Source organism: Microvirga sp. CF3062 (assembly GCF_036314045.1).
Lineage (GTDB): Bacteria > Pseudomonadota > Alphaproteobacteria > Rhizobiales > Beijerinckiaceae > Microvirga.
Window position 1 is genome coordinate 174,823 of the sequence record NZ_JAYGGN010000007.1, and the last position, 16,001, is coordinate 190,823.

General features: G+C 64.3%; 10 protein-coding genes. 2 read left to right on the forward strand and 8 right to left on the reverse strand.

Annotation, left to right across the window (positions count from 1 at the left end):
* Positions 1 to 62: 62 nt before the first annotated feature.
* A complete protein-coding gene (locus VB618_RS14440) occupies positions 63 to 3,572 on the forward strand; it encodes a PAS domain-containing hybrid sensor histidine kinase/response regulator (RefSeq protein WP_329797404.1) in 3,510 nt (1,169 codons plus the stop codon).
* A gap of 105 nt (positions 3,573 to 3,677) precedes the next feature.
* Here VB618_RS14440 and VB618_RS14445 read toward each other — a convergent pair whose 3' ends face one another.
* From VB618_RS14445 to VB618_RS14480, 8 genes are all read right to left on the reverse strand, one after another.
* Positions 3,678 to 4,376 (reverse strand): aspartate/glutamate racemase family protein, encoded by a 699-nt coding sequence (locus VB618_RS14445; protein WP_329797405.1) that lies wholly within the window; start codon positions 4,374 to 4,376, stop codon positions 3,678 to 3,680.
* 7 nt (positions 4,377 to 4,383) lie between these two features.
* Positions 4,384 to 5,007 (reverse strand): 2-hydroxychromene-2-carboxylate isomerase, encoded by a 624-nt coding sequence (locus VB618_RS14450; RefSeq protein ID WP_329797406.1) that lies wholly within the window; start codon positions 5,005 to 5,007, stop codon positions 4,384 to 4,386.
* 55 nt (positions 5,008 to 5,062) lie between these two features.
* Positions 5,063 to 5,611, reverse strand: a complete 549-nt coding sequence (locus VB618_RS14455; protein WP_329797407.1) for an acyl-CoA thioesterase — start codon at positions 5,609 to 5,611, stop codon at positions 5,063 to 5,065.
* Positions 5,608 to 6,117: a DinB family protein gene (locus VB618_RS14460; RefSeq protein ID WP_329797408.1), complete on the reverse strand. Its 510-nt coding sequence runs from the start codon at positions 6,115 to 6,117 to the stop codon at positions 5,608 to 5,610. The genes VB618_RS14455 and VB618_RS14460 overlap by 4 nt, the downstream gene beginning before the upstream one ends.
* Positions 6,118 to 6,265: 148 nt before the next feature.
* A complete protein-coding gene (locus VB618_RS14465) occupies positions 6,266 to 8,476 on the reverse strand; it encodes an FAD-dependent oxidoreductase (RefSeq protein ID WP_329797409.1) in 2,211 nt (736 codons plus the stop codon).
* 124 nt (positions 8,477 to 8,600) lie between these two features.
* Complete coding sequence (locus tag VB618_RS14470) at positions 8,601 to 9,809, reverse strand: acetyl-CoA C-acetyltransferase (protein ID WP_329797410.1); 1,209 nt, start codon at positions 9,807 to 9,809, stop codon at positions 8,601 to 8,603.
* A 127-nt stretch (positions 9,810 to 9,936) separates the two neighbouring features.
* Positions 9,937 to 11,730 carry an acyl-CoA dehydrogenase C-terminal domain-containing protein gene (locus VB618_RS14475; RefSeq protein WP_329797411.1) on the reverse strand — a complete coding sequence of 598 codons (1,794 nt, stop codon included), beginning with the start codon at positions 11,728 to 11,730 and terminating at the stop codon, positions 9,937 to 9,939.
* A gap of 245 nt (positions 11,731 to 11,975) precedes the next feature.
* Positions 11,976 to 12,386 (reverse strand): MerR family transcriptional regulator, encoded by a 411-nt coding sequence (locus VB618_RS14480; RefSeq protein ID WP_329797412.1) that lies wholly within the window; start codon positions 12,384 to 12,386, stop codon positions 11,976 to 11,978.
* Between the two features lie 369 nt (positions 12,387 to 12,755).
* On the opposite strand from VB618_RS14480, the gene VB618_RS14485 reads away from it, so the two are divergent.
* Entirely contained in the window at positions 12,756 to 15,902 is a 3,147-nt protein-coding gene (locus VB618_RS14485; protein WP_329797413.1) for a hypothetical protein, read from the forward strand.
* Positions 15,903 to 16,001 lie beyond the last annotated feature (99 nt).

Consider the following 16,001-nt stretch of genomic DNA (forward strand, 5'->3'; position numbering starts at 1 on the left):
GTGGCCTTCGCCCTCTTAAACGGCTAAAGCTGATCTACGTCTGTTTTCGAGGGTTCACGCCTATGGTCGCCACCTGGGCCGTCGTGTTGTCGGCGCTGGTCTATCTCTGCTTCCTCTTCACGGTGGCCTATTGGGGCGACAACTGGGGACGGCGCTTCGTTCAGGGGCCGGCCCGCTCCACCATCGCGGCCCTCGCGCTCGCGGTCTATTGTACCTCCTGGACCTTCTTCGGATCGGTCGGGCTCGCCAGTCGCTCCGGGTTCGACTTCCTCGCCATCTATATCGGCCCCATCCTGGTGATCGGGTTGGGTTATCCGCTGGTCGCCCGGATCGTGCGGATCGCGAAGACCCAGAACATTTCATCCATCGCCGACTTCGTGGCAGCCCGCTACGGCAAGAGCGAGCGCGTGGCAGCCCTCGTTAGCCTGATCGCGCTCGTCGGCTCGATTCCCTACATCGCCCTGCAGCTCAAGGCGGTATCGTCGTCGCTCGACGTGTTCCTGTCCGATGCGGACGGAGCATCCCTGTCGCAACTCCCGTTCCTCGGAGATTTGGCCCTCGTCGTTGCTCTCGTGCTGGCAGGCTTTGCCGTCGCTTTCGGCACGCGCCATACGGATGCCACAGCACACCAGAACGGCCTTCTGCTCGCCATCTCCATCGAGTCCCTGGTGAAGCTCATCGCCTTCCTGATGATCGGCGGCTACATCACCTTCGTGATGTTCAACGGCTATGATGGGATCCTGGAGCGCCTCAACGCCCAGGGCACCAGCTCCGACCTGATGGGACTGACCTCCGGCTTCGGCAGCTACATCACCCTCATCCTGCTCTCAGCCTGCGCCACCATTCTCCTGCCGCGTCAATTCCATGTGACGGTGGTCGAGAACCACGACATCTCGGATCTGAAGCGCGCCGCCTGGCTGTTCCCGGTCTATCTTCTTCTCATTAATCTCTTTGTCATTCCGGTCGCGCTGGCAGGCCTTGCGACCTTTCCCGAGGGAACTGTTGACCGGGACATGACCGTGCTCGCCCTGCCGCTGATGGACAAGGCCGGCATCCTGGCCGTGATCGCGTTCCTCGGCGGCTTCTCGGCAGCGACCGCCATGGTTATTGTCGACTCCGTCGCCGTGGCCGTGATGATCTCGAACCACTTGGTAATGCCCATCGTGCTGCGACGGCGCGCCTTTGCGGGCATCGATCCGGGCAGTTTCGTGATCGGCGTGAGGCGTATCTCCATCGTCGTGGTGATCCTGCTGGGCTATGCGTATTACCGCGCCTCCGGCGAAGCGGCGCTCGCAGCGATCGGCCTTCTGTCCTTTGCCGCCATCGCCCAGGTCGCACCGGCTTTTCTCGGCGGTCTCATCTGGTCCCGTGGTACGGCACTCGGCGCCAGCGTCGGCCTGGTCATCGGCTTCATCACCTGGGCCTACACGCTCCTTCTGCCAAGTCTCGTCTGGGACGGCGTGTTCTGGTCGGATGTCGTTGTCACGGGGCCCTTCGGCGTTACCGCGCTGAAGCCCACATCCCTGTTCGGAGTCGATCTGCCCCAGCTGACCCACGGCGTCGTCTGGAGCCTCACGCTCAACATCCTGTGCTACATCGCCTTCTCCCTGTGGCGGCCAGTGACGGCCATGGAGCAGATCCAGGCCAATGTCTTCCTTGGCGAGGCCGCGGCTTCCGCTACACCGAGCTTCCGCCTGTTCCGCGCCAGCGTGAGCGTCGGCGAGTTGCGCGCCACCGTCGCCCGCTATCTTGGCGAGGAGCGGACGGTCCGGTCTTTCGAAGGGTTCGCTCACAGTCGCGGACAAACTCTGGACACGCGCGCCGAGGCTGACATCCATCTCCTGCGTTATGCAGAGCACCTCCTGGCCTCGGCCATCGGGACCGCATCCTCTCGCCTTGCCCTGTCCCTGCTGCTGCGCCGCCGCACCGTCTCTACGGAAGCGGCCCTCAAGCTGCTCGACGATGCATCGGCGGCGATCCAGCACAGCCGCGACCTTCTTCAGCACGCGCTCAACTATGCCAAGCAGGGCATCACGGTGATCGACGGCGACCTGCGGCTGCTGGCGTGGAACCAGGCCTTTCTGGACCTCTACGATATGCCGCCCAACTTCGTGCAGGTGGGGATCGGCATGGAGCAGATCGTGCGCTACAACGCCTCGCGCGGCTCCTATGGTCCCGGAAAGATCGAGGATCTCGTGGCGGCCCGTCTCCACTCCTTCCGGCACGACGTGGAGCCGGTGCGCCTCAGGCTTTATCCGTCGGGCAAGGTGATCGAGATCCGCTCGAACCTTCTGCCCGACGGCGGCCATGTGACCACCTACACGGACGTGACCGAAACCGTTCTGGCGGAGGAAGCGAGCCGCCGTGCCAACGAGACCCTGGAGCAGCGGGTGCGCGAGCGAACCGAGGAACTCACGCGCCTCAACGAAGCGCTCAGGAACGCCAAGGCGGAGGCTGATGAGGCTAACATCTCCAAGACGCGTTTCCTCGCCGCCGCCTCGCACGACATCCTGCAGCCCCTCAACGCGGCCCGCCTCTATGCCACTTCTCTCGTGGAGCGGGATCGCGAAGCGGGCGATGTCACGCTGGCCGAGAACATCGACGCATCGCTCGACGCAGTCGAGGAGATCCTCACGGCCATTCTCGACATCTCGCGCCTCGATACGGGCGCCATGAAGCCGCAATGGTCGAGCTTCCGCATCGACGAATTGTTCCGCCAGTTGCAGCGGGAGTTCGAGCCGGTGGCCAAGAACAAAGGCCTGAAGCTCACCTTCGCCCCCTCCTCCCTGACGGTGCGTTCGGACCGGCGTCTCATGCGCCGCCTTCTGCAGAACCTGATCTCCAACGCGATCAAGTACACGCCTTCCGGACGTGTGCTTGTCGGCGGACGCCGCCGCGGCGGGCACTTTGTTCTTGAGGTCTGGGACACAGGTCTCGGCATCCCGACCTCCAAGCAACGTGTCGTCTTCCGCGAGTTCCAGCGCCTGGATCAAGGCATGAAGGTTGCGCGGGGTCTGGGACTTGGCCTCTCTATCGTCGAGCGCATCGGCCGGGTGCTCAAGCACCCGATCACGTTGAATTCCGAGGTCGGTCGCGGCTCCGTGTTCCGGCTGGAGGTGCCTGTGGTCGCCGCTCTTCCGGCAACGGCCGCAGCGCCCGAGCCGCCGAAGGTCCCTGCGACCGTGCTGTCAGGCCTGCGCGTGCTGGTCATCGACAATGAGCCGGCCATCCTGGAGGGCATGCGTCTCCTGCTCACGGGATGGGGATGTGAGGTCTGGATCGCCTCCGACCTGGAGGGCGCGCATCAGGCCCTGCGCACGAGCAGAGGCTTGCCGGAGGTGATCATCGCCGACTACCACCTGGACGAGACCGATGGGCTCGAACTCATCAAAGCCTTGCGTTGGAAAACCCAGGTCGATATGCCGGCCCTGCTCGTCACAGCCGACCGCACGCCTGCGGTGCGGGACGCGGCAGCCGCGATGAACATCCACGTCCTCAACAAGCCGCTGAAGCCGGCGGCATTGCGCGCATTGCTCACGCAGTGGCGGGCCACGAAGGTGGCGGCGGAGTAGAGGCCCTCACGTCATCACCGGCCTTGTGCCGGTGACCTCGATTGCTTGGAGCGCAGCGTTCCCCTTATCGGGATGGCCGGGACAAGCCCGGCCATGACGAGAAAATCAGTTAGACCTCAGAGCCTCATCCACCGCCGCAACGGCATGGATTGTCGTTGTGTCGAAGAGCGGCACGGCGCTGTCTTCTTCCGACACGAGCAGCATGATCTCGGTGCAGCCAAGAATGATGCATTGGGCGCCACGCTCGATCAGACGGGCGATGACTTCCCGATAGGCTTGACGGGACTCCGGCCTGATCTGCCCGAGCACGAGTTCCTTATAGATGATCTCATGGACGATCCGGCGGTCATCCTCGTCCGGTACGATGACATCGAGACCGTGGCGCTGCTGCAGACGACCCTTGTAGAAATTCTGCTCCATGGTGAAGGCGGTACCGAGCAGGCCGACACGTTCGAAGCCTGAAGCCTTGATCCTCTCGGCCGTAGGATCAGCGATGTGAAGCAGCGGAATGCTCACCGCGGAGGAGATGGCTTCAGTCAGGCGATGCATGGTGTTGGTGCACAGAACGATGAAGTCAGCGCCGCCGCGCTCGAGCCGGAGCGCCGCATCCTTCATGGCCTCATTCAGCCTCTCCCAATCGCCTTCATGCTGCAGCCGCTTGATCTCCTCGAAATCGACGGAGAACATCAGGCATCGTGCCGAGTGCACGCCGCCAAGCCGCCGGTTCGTTTCCTGATTGATGATGCGGTAATACTCGGCCGAGCTTTCCCAGCTCATGCCACCGATGAGCCCTATGGTTCGCATGGAGGCATCAAAGGTTTGGCGTATAGGGCGTGCGTCCGCTCGCCAGGGCGTCGGCGAGAAGGTCGAGCCTGTCCTGGCCCCAGAACACCTCGCCGTCGAGCACATAGGCCGGGGAGCCGAAGACATCGGCCGCCACCGCGTTCTCCAGGTTGAGGGCATAGATCGCCTCGGTGGTGCTGCCGGTGGCCACACCCATGAGCGTGGATGAATCGAAACCTTCCTGCTCCGCCAGCTCCGTGAGAACGAGCGGGTCGCTGAGGTTGCGCTCCTCCTCCCAGACCGCCGCGTAAGCGCGGCGCAGGAAGGCATCGGGGCTCTTGCCGGTGGCATTGATGGCGATCACGAAGCGGTCGGCCAGGTTCACGTCGAAGGGCCAGTGCTTCGGGGTGATATTGAAGGACAGGCCGCGCTTCTCTCGCCAGCGCTGCAGTTCCAGGATCCGGTAGCGTTGCCGGGCCGGGTGGCGCTGGGCGAGCGGCAGGCCGCCGGTTTCCGCAAAGACCCGCCCGAGAAACACCGGCTTGTAATTGACCTCGACCCCGTGCCTCTGGGCGATCTCGATGAAAGGGGCATGGCCGATATAGGCCCAGGGGCTCACGAGGGAGAAGTAGTAGTCGATGATGCGGGGCATGGGGTGAGGCTCGCGGTTGATGAGGCCAGGGTGGTGATGGCCCCAACTTGGACCATCAGGCGGCGCTCTTCAATGTCTCTTCCGCCAGGAGGAAAGCCTCGACCTCCGGCGCGGCCGCCGGCGCCTCCGCCTGAAGCCCGATCTCCTTCAGCAGCCGATCCATCGAGACGAAGCGCCGTTCCTTGCGGTTGTAGAGCCCTGCCCTCACCAGGGCGATGGCGTTGAGGATCGTGCTGCCATCCTCGGATTGGGAGACCAGCCTGTGCTCCATCACCACGTGCGTGTCGGACCAGGTGAGAATGCGCGTCTCAAGGGTGAAGATGCGGAAAGGCCTGAGCTCCCGCCGAAACCGGATCTGCCCCGCGCCCACCACGGGCACCCAGCCATGCTTGAGAATGGGCCGCCAGAGGCCCGAACGGATCATGATGTCGGTGCGCCCGAGATCCATCAGCGTCCAGTAGCGCCCATTGTTCATGTGCAGCGACGTATCGAGATCGTGCGGCCAGACACGGAAGGTCAGGCGTGACACATCCCGCACCGGATCGAGCTTCGGCCGGACAAAAGACGCGACGATCAAATGAAGGATGCGCAGCCACAGGTTCATGCCATGCCGATCCCGGTCTGACGCTGCAAGAGGAGCAGATCGAGAGAGGGTGCCTCACGGCCGAGGCCCGTGAGCAGACAGTGAACCTGCCCGCGATGGTGAGTCTGGTGATTGAAGAAATGCATCAGCGCCGGTGCCAGAGGCTGCTCGACATCGGTCGGGTTCGTGATCGTCCGGTAACGGAAGCGCCCCGCGAGATCGGCCTCGGAAAGGCCGTCGATGTAGGCGGCGATCCGGGCATCCTCCTTCTCGCGCGCCGCGCGCAGCTCGGCGAAGTCCTCGAACAGAATGGCATCGAGGCGGTTCGGGGCTTCTCCTTCCCCGGTAAACCGCCTCATCCAGATGCGGTCGGCGACGAGGATATGGTTGAGGGTGCCGTGAACCGACTTGAAGAACGCCCCGCGATCCGCGCGGTAATCCGCATCGGGCAATTGCGCGGCAACCTCATAGAGGCGCTCGTTGCACCAGGCATTGTAGCCCGCCATCATGACAAAGTGCTGTTTCATGGGAAGCTCCCTCTGCCCTCTCCCCTCTGCGGGAGAGGGTGGCGAGCGAATGTGAGCCGGGAGAGGGGCAGTTGATAGCAAGCACAGCCCCTCTCCCGACCTGCTTTGCAGGTCACCCTCTCCCGCAAAGGGGAGAGGGAAAGGCAGCTTACGCCGCCTTCTTCTCCTTGGCCGCCCGTCCGTAGAAGGTCTCGCCGCTTGCTGCCATGTCGACGAGAAGCTTCGGCGGCGCGAAGCGGTCGCCGTGCTTGGCCTGCAGCGTCCGGCACAATTCCACGAAGGCCTTTGCGCCCATGAAGTCGATGTAGGAGAGCGCACCGCCCGTATAGGGCGCGAAGCCGAAGCCGAGGATGGAGCCCACATCCGCTTCGCGCGGATCGGTGACGACTCCCTCCTCGACGGTGCGCGCCGCTTCCAGGGCCTGCGTCACGAGCAGGCGCTGCTTCAACTCGTCCATGTCGATGAGTTCGGCTGCCGCCGGGTCCACCTGCAGGTCCTTCAGTCCAGGCCACAGGAGCTTCTGACCGCCTTCCGGATAATCGTAGAAGCCCTTGCGGTTCTTGCGGCCGAAGCGGCCTTCCTTCTCCACCAGCGTGGTGAGCAGCTGCTCCTGCTCCGGAATGATCGCGGCATCGCCCAGCTGCGCCTTGGTAGCACGCAGGATCTTGAGGCCGAGATCGACGCCGACCTCGTCGTTGAGCGAGAGCGGGCCCACGGGCATGCCCACCTGCTTGCCAGCCTGCTCGATCATGGGCGCCGGCACGCCTTGCGTCAGCATGAGATGACCCTCAAGGATGTAGGCAAGCACGCAGCGGTTGGCAAAGAAGCCGCGGGAGTCGTTGACGACGATCGGCGTCTTCTTGATCAGGCGCACGTAGTCGAGCGCGGTGGCGAGCGCCTTGTCGCCCGTCTCTTTTCCTAAGATGATCTCGACCAGCATCATCTTCTCGACCGGCGAGAAGAAATGGATGCCGATGAACTGCCCGGCATTCTTCGATTGCTGGGCGAGGCCCGAAATCGGCAGGGTCGAGGTGTTGGAGGCGAAGATGCAGTCTGGGCGGATCGCAGCTTCCACTTGTCGGATCACCTCGGCCTTCACCTTGGGATCCTCGAACACGGCCTCGATGACGAGATCGCAATCCTTGAGATCGTTGTAGTCAGCCGATGTCGTGATGCGTGCGAGCAGCGCATCGCGATCTGCCGTCTTGGCGCGGCCCTTCATGACCTGATCGCTCATGAGCTTGTGCGAATGCGCCTTGCCCTTCTCGGCCGCTTCCACATCGCGGTCGATGAGCACCACCTCAAGCCCTGCATTGGCCGTGACATAGGCCACGCTCGCGCCCATGAAGCCTGCGCCGATCACGCCCACCTTCTTGAGGCTGGTGGGCGGCACGTCCTTGGGACGGCGCGCACCCTTGTTCAGATCCTGCATGGAGATGAACAGCGTGCGGATCATCGCCGCCGCCTCCTTCGAGCGCAGGATCTTGGCGAACCAGCGCGACTCCACCTTGAGGGCCAAATCCATCGGCAACTGCAGGCCCTGATATACGGATTCCAGGATCGCCCGGATCGCCGGGTAATTGTCCTGCGTCTCGCGACGGTAGATGGCGTTGGCCGGCGGCCAGATCTGCATGCCGGCGGCGGAGAACACCTTGTTGGAGGGCAGCTTGTAGCCCTTCTGGTCCCACGGGGCGACGGCCGAGCCGCCCTGCTTGATCCAGTCTTTCGCGGCCTGCACGATTCCTTCGCGCGGAGCGACAGAATGAACGAGGCCCATGTTGCGCGCCATGAGCGGGCGGATCTGCTCGCCCTTGAACAGCATCTGCAGGGCATCGCCCGTCTGCATCAGACGCGCCACACGTTGCGTGCCGCCGGCGCCGGGGAAGAGCCCCACCTTCACCTCGGGCAGGCCGACGCGCGTGGCATCCACATCCGACAGCACACGGAAGTGACAGGCGAGCGCCAGTTCGAAGGCACCACCGAGGCACACGCCGTGCACAGCGGCTGCAAATGGCTTGCCGCAGGTCTCGAGGCGGCGGTAGAGCAGCGAGAGCTTGCGGGACTCATCGAAGAAGAACTGCATGGCAGCCTCCTCGCCCTTCTCCTTGGCAAGCCGCGCATATTCGGCGCCGAGCCCCTGAAGCATGGTGAGGTCCGCACCGCCGGAAAATGCCTCCTTGCCGGAGGTGATGACGCAGCCCTTGATGGCCTCGTCGCCCACGACAGTCTCGATGATCCGCTCCAGCTCGCCCATCACCTCTGGGGTAATGACGTTCATGGAGCGTCCGGGCATGTCCCAGGTGGCAAGTGCGATGCCGTCGGCGTCGGTCTCGAAGCGGAAATTGGTGAAGTTCGTCATGGTGTCCTCCCGGGAGGGTTCCCGTCATCCCGGCCGTAGCGCAGCGAAGAGCCGGGATCGTTGTCCGATTTCTGGTCTTACGATCCCGGGTTCCGCTTCGCGGCCCCGGGATGACAGTGAAAGATCAAACGCGCTCGATGATCGCGGCCGTGCCCATTCCGGCGGCCACGCACAAGGTGACGAGAGCCGTCTGCTTGTTCGTGCGCTCCAACTCGTCGAGCACCGTGCCGAGGATCATGGCGCCGGTGGCGCCGAGCGGATGGCCCATGGCGATGGCGCCACCATTAACGTTGACCTTCGCCGGATCGAGATCCATCGCCTGGATGTAGCGCAGCACCACGGACGAGAAGGCCTCGTTGATCTCGAAGAGATCGATGTCGTCCTTCGTCATGCCGGCCTTGCGCAGCGCCAGCTCCGACACGTCGATGGGGCCGGTGAGCATGAGCGCAAGATCGGAGCCGATAGAGGCAAAACCCTTGATGCGCGCACGCGGCTTCAAGCCAGCCTTCGTGCCGCCCTCCTTGTTGCCGACGAGAACGGCGGCAGCACCGTCGACGATGCCGGACGAGTTGCCGGCGTGATGCACGTGATTGACGAACTCCACGTCAGGATGGGCCGCGATTGCCACCGCGTCGAAGCCGCCCATCTCGCCCATCTGCACGAAGGCGGCCTTGAGCTGGCCGAGCGACTGCATGTTGGTCTGCGGCCGCATGTGCTCGTCACGCGCAAGAATCGTGAGGCCATTGATGTCCTTCACCGGCACGACGGACTTGGAGAAACGCCCCTCGTCCCAGGCCTTGCTGGCGCGCTTTTGCGACTCGACCGCGTAGGCGTCGACGTCATCGCGGGAGAAGCCGTATTTCGTGGCGATCAGGTCCGCCGAGATGCCCTGCGGCAGGAAGTAATTGTCGATGGCGATGCCCGGATCGACCGGCCATGCGCCGCCCGAAGCACCCATGCCGATGCGGCTCATGGACTCGACGCCGCCCCCGATGGTGATGTCCTTCATGCCCGACATGACCTGCGCGGCGGCGAGAGCCACCGCATCGAGCCCCGAGGCGCAGAAGCGGTTGATCTGAACGCCCGGCACCTCCTTGCCGAAGCCCGCCTTCAGCGCCGCCGCACGGGCGATGTCGCCGCCCGCCTCGCCCACCGGATCGACGCAGCCGAGCACCACGTCCTCGACCAGCTTCGGGTCGAGGTTGTTGCGGCGGCGGATGGCGTCGAGGGTCGTGACGGCGAGGTCCACCGCCGGAACCTCGTGCAGCGAACCATCCGGCTTGCCGCGCCCGCGCGGGGTGCGGACGGCGTCGTAGATATAGGCTTCAGCCATGGAGGCCTCCCGGTCAGGTTGTCATCCCGGACGCGAAGCGATCCGGGATCGTCATCAGAATAGGGCATTTCATTCGTCATGCGATCCCGGCTCTGTGCTGCGCTTCGGCCGGGATGACGCCTGTTGCTTAGAATGCCTCGACGGGCATCGCCATGGTCGTGTCGGCGCCCGTGGTGATGAGGGCCAAGCGCGTGGCGGTCTCAGGCATCATGCGCTCCATGAAGAACCGGCCGGTGAGGAGCTTGGCGTCCATCTTCTCGGCAACGCCGTTGCCTTCAGCCTTCTTCACTTGCGCGGCCTTCGCCATTCTGGCCCACATATAACCCAGAACCACGAGCCCGAAGAGGTGCATGTAGTCGGTGGCGCCGGCGCCGGCATTGTCGGGCTTTGCCATGGCGTTCTGCATGAACCACATGGTGGCTTGCTGCAGATGGCTTAAGCCCTGCTGCAGCGGCGCGATGTAGGCCTTGAGGCTCTCGTCGCCGGCGTTGTCCTGGCAGAAGGCGCCGACCTCGTTGAAGAAGGTCATGACAGCGCGCCCGCCGTCCTTGCCGAGCTTGCGGCCGACGAGATCCATGGCCTGGATGCCGTTGGCACCCTCGTAGATCATGGCGATGCGGGCATCGCGCACGAACTGCGACATGCCCCATTCCTCGATATAGCCGTGGCCGCCGAACATCTGCTGCGCCTTGACGGTATTGTCGAAGCCGAGATCGGTGAGCACGCCTTTCGCCACCGGCGTCATGAGGCCCATGTAGTCCTCAGCCACCTGGCGCTGCGCCTCGTCGGAGGAACGGTGCGCGATGTCGCTGTTCAGCCCCGTCCAGACGATGAAGGCGCGGCCGGCCTCGTTGAAGGCCTTGATAGACATCAGCGTGCGGCGCACGTCCGGATGCACGATGATCGGATCGGCGGGCTTGTCGGGGAACTTCGCGCCGGTGAGCGAGCGGCCCTGGAGGCGATCCTTCGCATAGGCCACCGCGTTCTGATAGGCGACCTCGGACTGGGCGAGACCCTGCACGCCCACCGCAAGACGCGCCTCGTTCATCATCACGAACATGGCGTTGAGGCCGCGGTTTGCCTCACCCACGAGCCAGCCCTTGGCGCCATCGTAGTTCATGACGGCGGTGGAGTTGCCATGGATGCCCATCTTGTGCTCGATCGAGCCGCAGGACACGCCGTTGCGCTCACAGAGCGAGCCGTCTTCGTTCACGAGAACCTTCGGCACCACGAAGAGCGAGATGCCCTTGGTGCCGGCGGGCGCGCCTTCGATGCGGGCGAGCACCAGGTGGACGATGTTCTCCGCCATGTCGTGCTCGCCGGCGGAGATGAAGATCTTGGTGCCGGAAATGGCATAGGAGCCGTCGCCGTTCGGCACGGCCTTGGTCTTGAGCATCCCCAGATCCGTGCCGCAATGGGGCTCGGTGAGGTTCATGGTGCCGGTCCACGTGCCCTCGATCATCTTGGGCAGGTAGGTCTTCTTCTGCTCCTCGGTGCCATGCTCGATCAGCGCCGCGATGGCGCCTTGTGTCAGGCCCGGGTACATGCCGAGCGCCAGGTTCGACGCGGAGACGAATTCCTGCATGATCGTATTGAGGACGGACGGGAGCCCCTGCCCTCCGTATTCCTCAGGCGCGGCGAGACCCATCCAGCCGCCGGCAGCGTAAGCCTCATAAGCCTCCTTGAAGCCTTTGGGCGTGGTCACCGATCCGTCCGGATTGCGGGTGCAGCCTTCCTGGTCGCCGGAGAGGTTCAGGGGTGCGAACACCTCCTCGCAGAGCTTGGCACCCTCGGCGAGGATTGCCTCTGCCGTGTCGGGCGTCGCATCGGTAAAGCCAGGGAGGTTGTTGTAGCGCTCAATCGGAAACACGTCGTTCAGGAGGAACATGACGTCTTCGACGGGGGCCTTGTAGACAGGCATTCGGATGTCTCCCAGATCGATTGCCGGCGGACATCTTCCCATGCGGAAGATCACCGGCCAAGCAGATAGTTCACATATAAACTATCTCGCCGGATTTGGAAGAGGCGAGCACTAAATCTTTCGAGGGATGGAGACGGGCCGCTCGATAAGGGGGCTTGGGCACACAAACGAAAAGCCCTCCGGCACCGAGGCGTGCAGCCTGATACCGGAGGGCTTTTCGGGAAGGTCGGATTAGGGCGCGACGATCAGGCCGCTGCAGCCATGCCGGCGCGGCGGGCCTGAAGCTCGGCCAGCGCTTCCTCGATTTCTTTCTTCTGCTGCTCGAGGTGCAGGATCTGGTCCTCGATCTGGTCGAGGGACAGCTTGAGGTTCAAGGCAGGGCCGTTGCCGGAGCGCTGCTCTTCCACCATGGCGCGGATCTCGGTGAGGGTGAAGCCGAGCTGCTTGCCCTTGAGGATTACGGAGAGACGCTCACGGTCGCGGGCATCGTAAATGCGGGCGGTGCCGTCCCGGCGCGGGGACAGGAGACCTCGATCCTCGTAGAAGCGGAGCGTCCGGAGGGTCACACCGAACTCGCGCGCGAGATCGCCGATCGTGTAAGACTTTGCACCCTCTGCTGCCTCTTCAGCTTTGGCGCCGACTGCGTATTGGTCCATGGAATGCCCCGTCATCTCATTGTTCTTGGCTCAGTGCCCAGCGCACATCCCCTTTGGTAACGAAATGATAGAACATATATTTCAACAGATGCAAGAGTATTACAGATATTCGATGCCGATAGGGCAGAAGAACCCGCTCCTTGCGGCATGACGCAAGGGAATATCCTGCCCCTCAAATGAGCAATTGCCCTCAAACCCCCTCCATTTAACGGGTTTTTTACTACGCCCGACGAAAGCTGCGCTGTCGGATGAAGGGTTTGGAGGCGCCGTGATTCGCCTCGTCTCCAGTGCCCTTTGCTCGCCAGGCGGAGATCGGCACGGGGCCGCTGTCCGTCTTGAGGAGTTCCAGCGTATCCCCGCGAGCCCATGATGAGACGACACGTCCTCTCAAGACTTGACGACCTGGATGCCCGCGAGCTGGCCATAGCCGCTGCACGCCGGGCGGGCTTGAGCCTTGAGGAATGGGCTGCGGCCGTTCTGGCCGAACAGGACACCGAACACGCTCCCTCCTATCGGCCCAAGGCGCGCCATACGACCGGCAGCGATCTCGACAGCCTGATCGCCCGGGTGTCCTCCGCGCCGCGCTCCACGCCGAAGAAGGATTACGAAACGCTCATGGCTGCCATTGCGGCCGAGAGCGAGCGGCAGGCCCAGGATCAGGCTTCGCGCACAGCCATCGCACTGGAGTCCATGGCAAGCTGGATCGAGCAGGCCGAGACCCGCCTCAACGACGCCACCCGTGTCTCCACGGATCAGCAGGAGCGCATCGCCGCGATCCTGTCTCAAGCCCTCTCGTCTCTGAAGGAGCGCCTCGACACGGTCGAGCGCCGGGTCGCCGCCGAGCGAGCCGCTCCGCCGCGCATCGAATTTCCTGTTGCAGAGGCGCTCAAGGCGCTCGCCCCTGTGTCCGAGACCCTGTCCGGCCTGCGGGCTGACATGGCCAGGCTCGCCACGCGCCTGGAGCAGCCCGATCAGGCCTTGGTGCCTGCCGTCGAGGCGATCCGCGCAGAGATCGACACTCTCCGGGCCGGCATGAATTACCTGGCGACCCACGAGGAGATCGCCGCTCTCGATGCTTCCATCGGCTCCGTCGCGAAGGATCTCGCGCAAGGCCCGACAACGAAGGATCTGCGGGCCCTCGCAAGCTCGATGACCGTTCTCTACGAGCAGGTCCAGACTCTCTCGGAGGGGGTCAACGAGGGCCTGCATCAGCACATCAATCAAGCCATCGATCTGCTCAAGGGGAAGATCGACCGCATGGCCGAGACGGGTGTCGACCGCTCGGCCATCGAATTCCTCAGCGGCCAGATCGTGGACCTGCGCCAGGATCTTGCGAGCCGGGCCGCCCCGCAGCAGATGGACCGGCTTTCCGGTGAAGTCGAAGCTCTCGGCCGGCAGATTGCCGAGCTTCGCCTCCATCAGGTCGGCAAAAGCGATTTCACCGCCCTGAAGCGGTCCCTCGACGATGTCTGCTCGGCCCTCTACGTGACCGCCACGGCCCAGGACACGAGCAAAGTTCCGGAACTGTTGGAAAGCGTGGACCGCCGCCTCGATCTCCTCGTCCGCCGCCCGGACCCGAAACCGGCGGATCTCGCGCCGATCAGCGAGCAGTTGGCGCTCCTGACCGAACGCATGGCCAGCCTATCCGGCAGCCACTCCACCGGCGGCGATGCAGCACCCGAGCGGGAGGCGCTCTCCAATGAACCTATCCTGGAGCGGTTCGACCGGATCGAGCAGGAACTGCGGCAGCTCGGCCGGCAGTCCGACACCGCCAGCATGGCCGAGATGCTCCGTTCGATCGACGAAAAGCTCGAACGCACGGCAGCTCAACCGGCGGGCTTCGATGCCCTGGAGCGGCAGGTTGCGGCGCTTGCAGAGCGCCTTGGGTCCATACCCGGGGAACCGCTGCACAAAGCCTTGGATGAGGCGGCCGGTCATCTGGCAAATCTGCAGAGCGAGGCTGCCGGGATTGCGGAACGTGCGGCCAGGACCGCGCTGAACGATATTCGAACGGCCCTGCCGGATGCAGGCGATCTGGACATGCTCAAGCATGGCTTCGTCGAGATGAAAGCTATTCATACCCGTTCTGACCGGAAGACGCAGGAAACACTGAAATCGGTTCACGAGGCCCTGGAGGCCTTGGCGTCCCGCCTGCCGAGCCAGGCTGCACCGGCGACGCGAGGCCTGACCGTCTCGCCCCCGGAGCCGCCTGTGTCGCTGCCGCCGGCGGACCGCCTCGAGGCGGCCGTGCGCAAGCTTCATACGGTTACCCTGTCCCAGATTGAAGAGACTGCGTCTCAGGGCTCCGGCTCACCCGCGCATGACTTAAGACCCGCAGAGGCCACGCCCCTTGCGACCTCGGACGAAGATGGCGGGCATGTGCGCGCAAGCTTCATTGCGGCGGCACGAAGGGCTGCGCAGAATGCGGTGCCGGAACCCGCGGAGCCCTCCCTATTGCCGGAGGCGCAGGAGGCAGGTCGCATTAGCGAAGAGCAGGACGGAGCACCCGAGGCGGCCGCACCGCTGCTGCCATCGCTGTTCCAGCGCCTGCGGCGGACCCTCGACAGCCACCGTCGTCCCCTCCTACTGGGGCTCGCCTTCCTGGTCCTGGCGGCCGGTACGGCCCAGATCCTGTCCGGGGAGCACAGCGTCTCAGCCGTCGGCTCCGCGTCGGCAAGCGCGCCCCATGCAGCCCAAGCTCCCGAGGCGCAAACCCACATCACGGCAAGCACCCCTGCGACAAGGCAGGATTTAAACCCGTTCCAGAACTCGAGCCTTGCCGCGCCATCCGCGCCCCCAGCCCCTCTGGCCACAGGCAGGTTTCTCGTGGATCCCGCAACAGTTAGTGGCATCCCGGCCGATGTTCCCGTAGGTTTGCGGCAGGCAGCCCTGTCGGGGGATGCGGCGGCGCTCTACGAGATCGGGGCTCGACTGGCCGAAGGGCGCAGCGTGGTCGAGGACCCGACAGCGGCTGTCCGCCTCTTCGAGCGCGCCTCCCAGGCGGGCCTCCCGCCGGCCCAGGAGCGCCTTGCCGCGATGTTCGAGAAGGGCTTCGGGGTCGGGCGCGATCTCAAGCAGGCCGTTTTCTGGTATGAGCGGGCGGCCCTGGGCGGCCATGTCCGGGCGATGCATAACCTCGCGACCCTGCTCGCCTCCGGGGCCAGCGGCAAGCTGGACTACGCCACGGCCCTGCGCTGGTACACCGAGGCCGCAGAGGCCGGGTTCCGCGACAGCCAGTTCAACACAGGCCTGCTGCTCACCCGCGGCATCGGCTCGAAGCCCAACCTGCCCAAGGCCTTCCAGTGGTTTTCCCTTGCGGCCGCTCAGGGCGATGCGGAAGCAGCACGGAAGCGGGATGAACTGGCCGCCCGCCTCAGCGCTGCGGATCTGAAGACCGCCAAGGCCGCCATCGACCACTGGCGCCCGCGCGCCGTAGACCCGATCGCGAACGAGCCCCCGGCGGCCGCCCCGGAATGGACGGCTGCCCTGGATCGATCTTCACCTGACAGGAGTTGAGAGCAGGCAGGCTCCGTCATCTTTCGTTCAGAACACGACCGTTACATCGCCTGCATGATGCTGTAACAACGACGTGGCTGCACCGGCCATAGGGGAACC

Excerpts from the sequence above, each read along its gene's own strand:
- VB618_RS14440 (WP_329797404.1), top strand. The coding sequence starts at position 63 with ATGGTCGCCACCTGGGCCGTCGTGTTGTCGGCGCTGGTCTATCTCTGC.
- VB618_RS14445 (WP_329797405.1), bottom strand. The coding sequence starts at position 4,376 with ATGCGAACCATAGGGCTCATCGGTGGCATGAGCTGGGAAAGCTCGGCC.
- VB618_RS14450 (WP_329797406.1), bottom strand. The coding sequence starts at position 5,007 with ATGCCCCGCATCATCGACTACTACTTCTCCCTCGTGAGCCCCTGGGCC.
- VB618_RS14455 (WP_329797407.1), bottom strand. The coding sequence starts at position 5,611 with ATGAACCTGTGGCTGCGCATCCTTCATTTGATCGTCGCGTCTTTTGTC.
- VB618_RS14460 (WP_329797408.1), bottom strand. The coding sequence starts at position 6,117 with ATGAAACAGCACTTTGTCATGATGGCGGGCTACAATGCCTGGTGCAAC.
- VB618_RS14465 (WP_329797409.1), bottom strand. The coding sequence starts at position 8,476 with ATGACGAACTTCACCAATTTCCGCTTCGAGACCGACGCCGACGGCATC.
- VB618_RS14470 (WP_329797410.1), bottom strand. The coding sequence starts at position 9,809 with ATGGCTGAAGCCTATATCTACGACGCCGTCCGCACCCCGCGCGGGCGC.
- VB618_RS14475 (WP_329797411.1), bottom strand. The coding sequence starts at position 11,730 with ATGCCTGTCTACAAGGCCCCCGTCGAAGACGTCATGTTCCTCCTGAAC.
- VB618_RS14480 (WP_329797412.1), bottom strand. The coding sequence starts at position 12,386 with ATGGACCAATACGCAGTCGGCGCCAAAGCTGAAGAGGCAGCAGAGGGT.
- VB618_RS14485 (WP_329797413.1), top strand. The coding sequence starts at position 12,756 with ATGAGACGACACGTCCTCTCAAGACTTGACGACCTGGATGCCCGCGAG.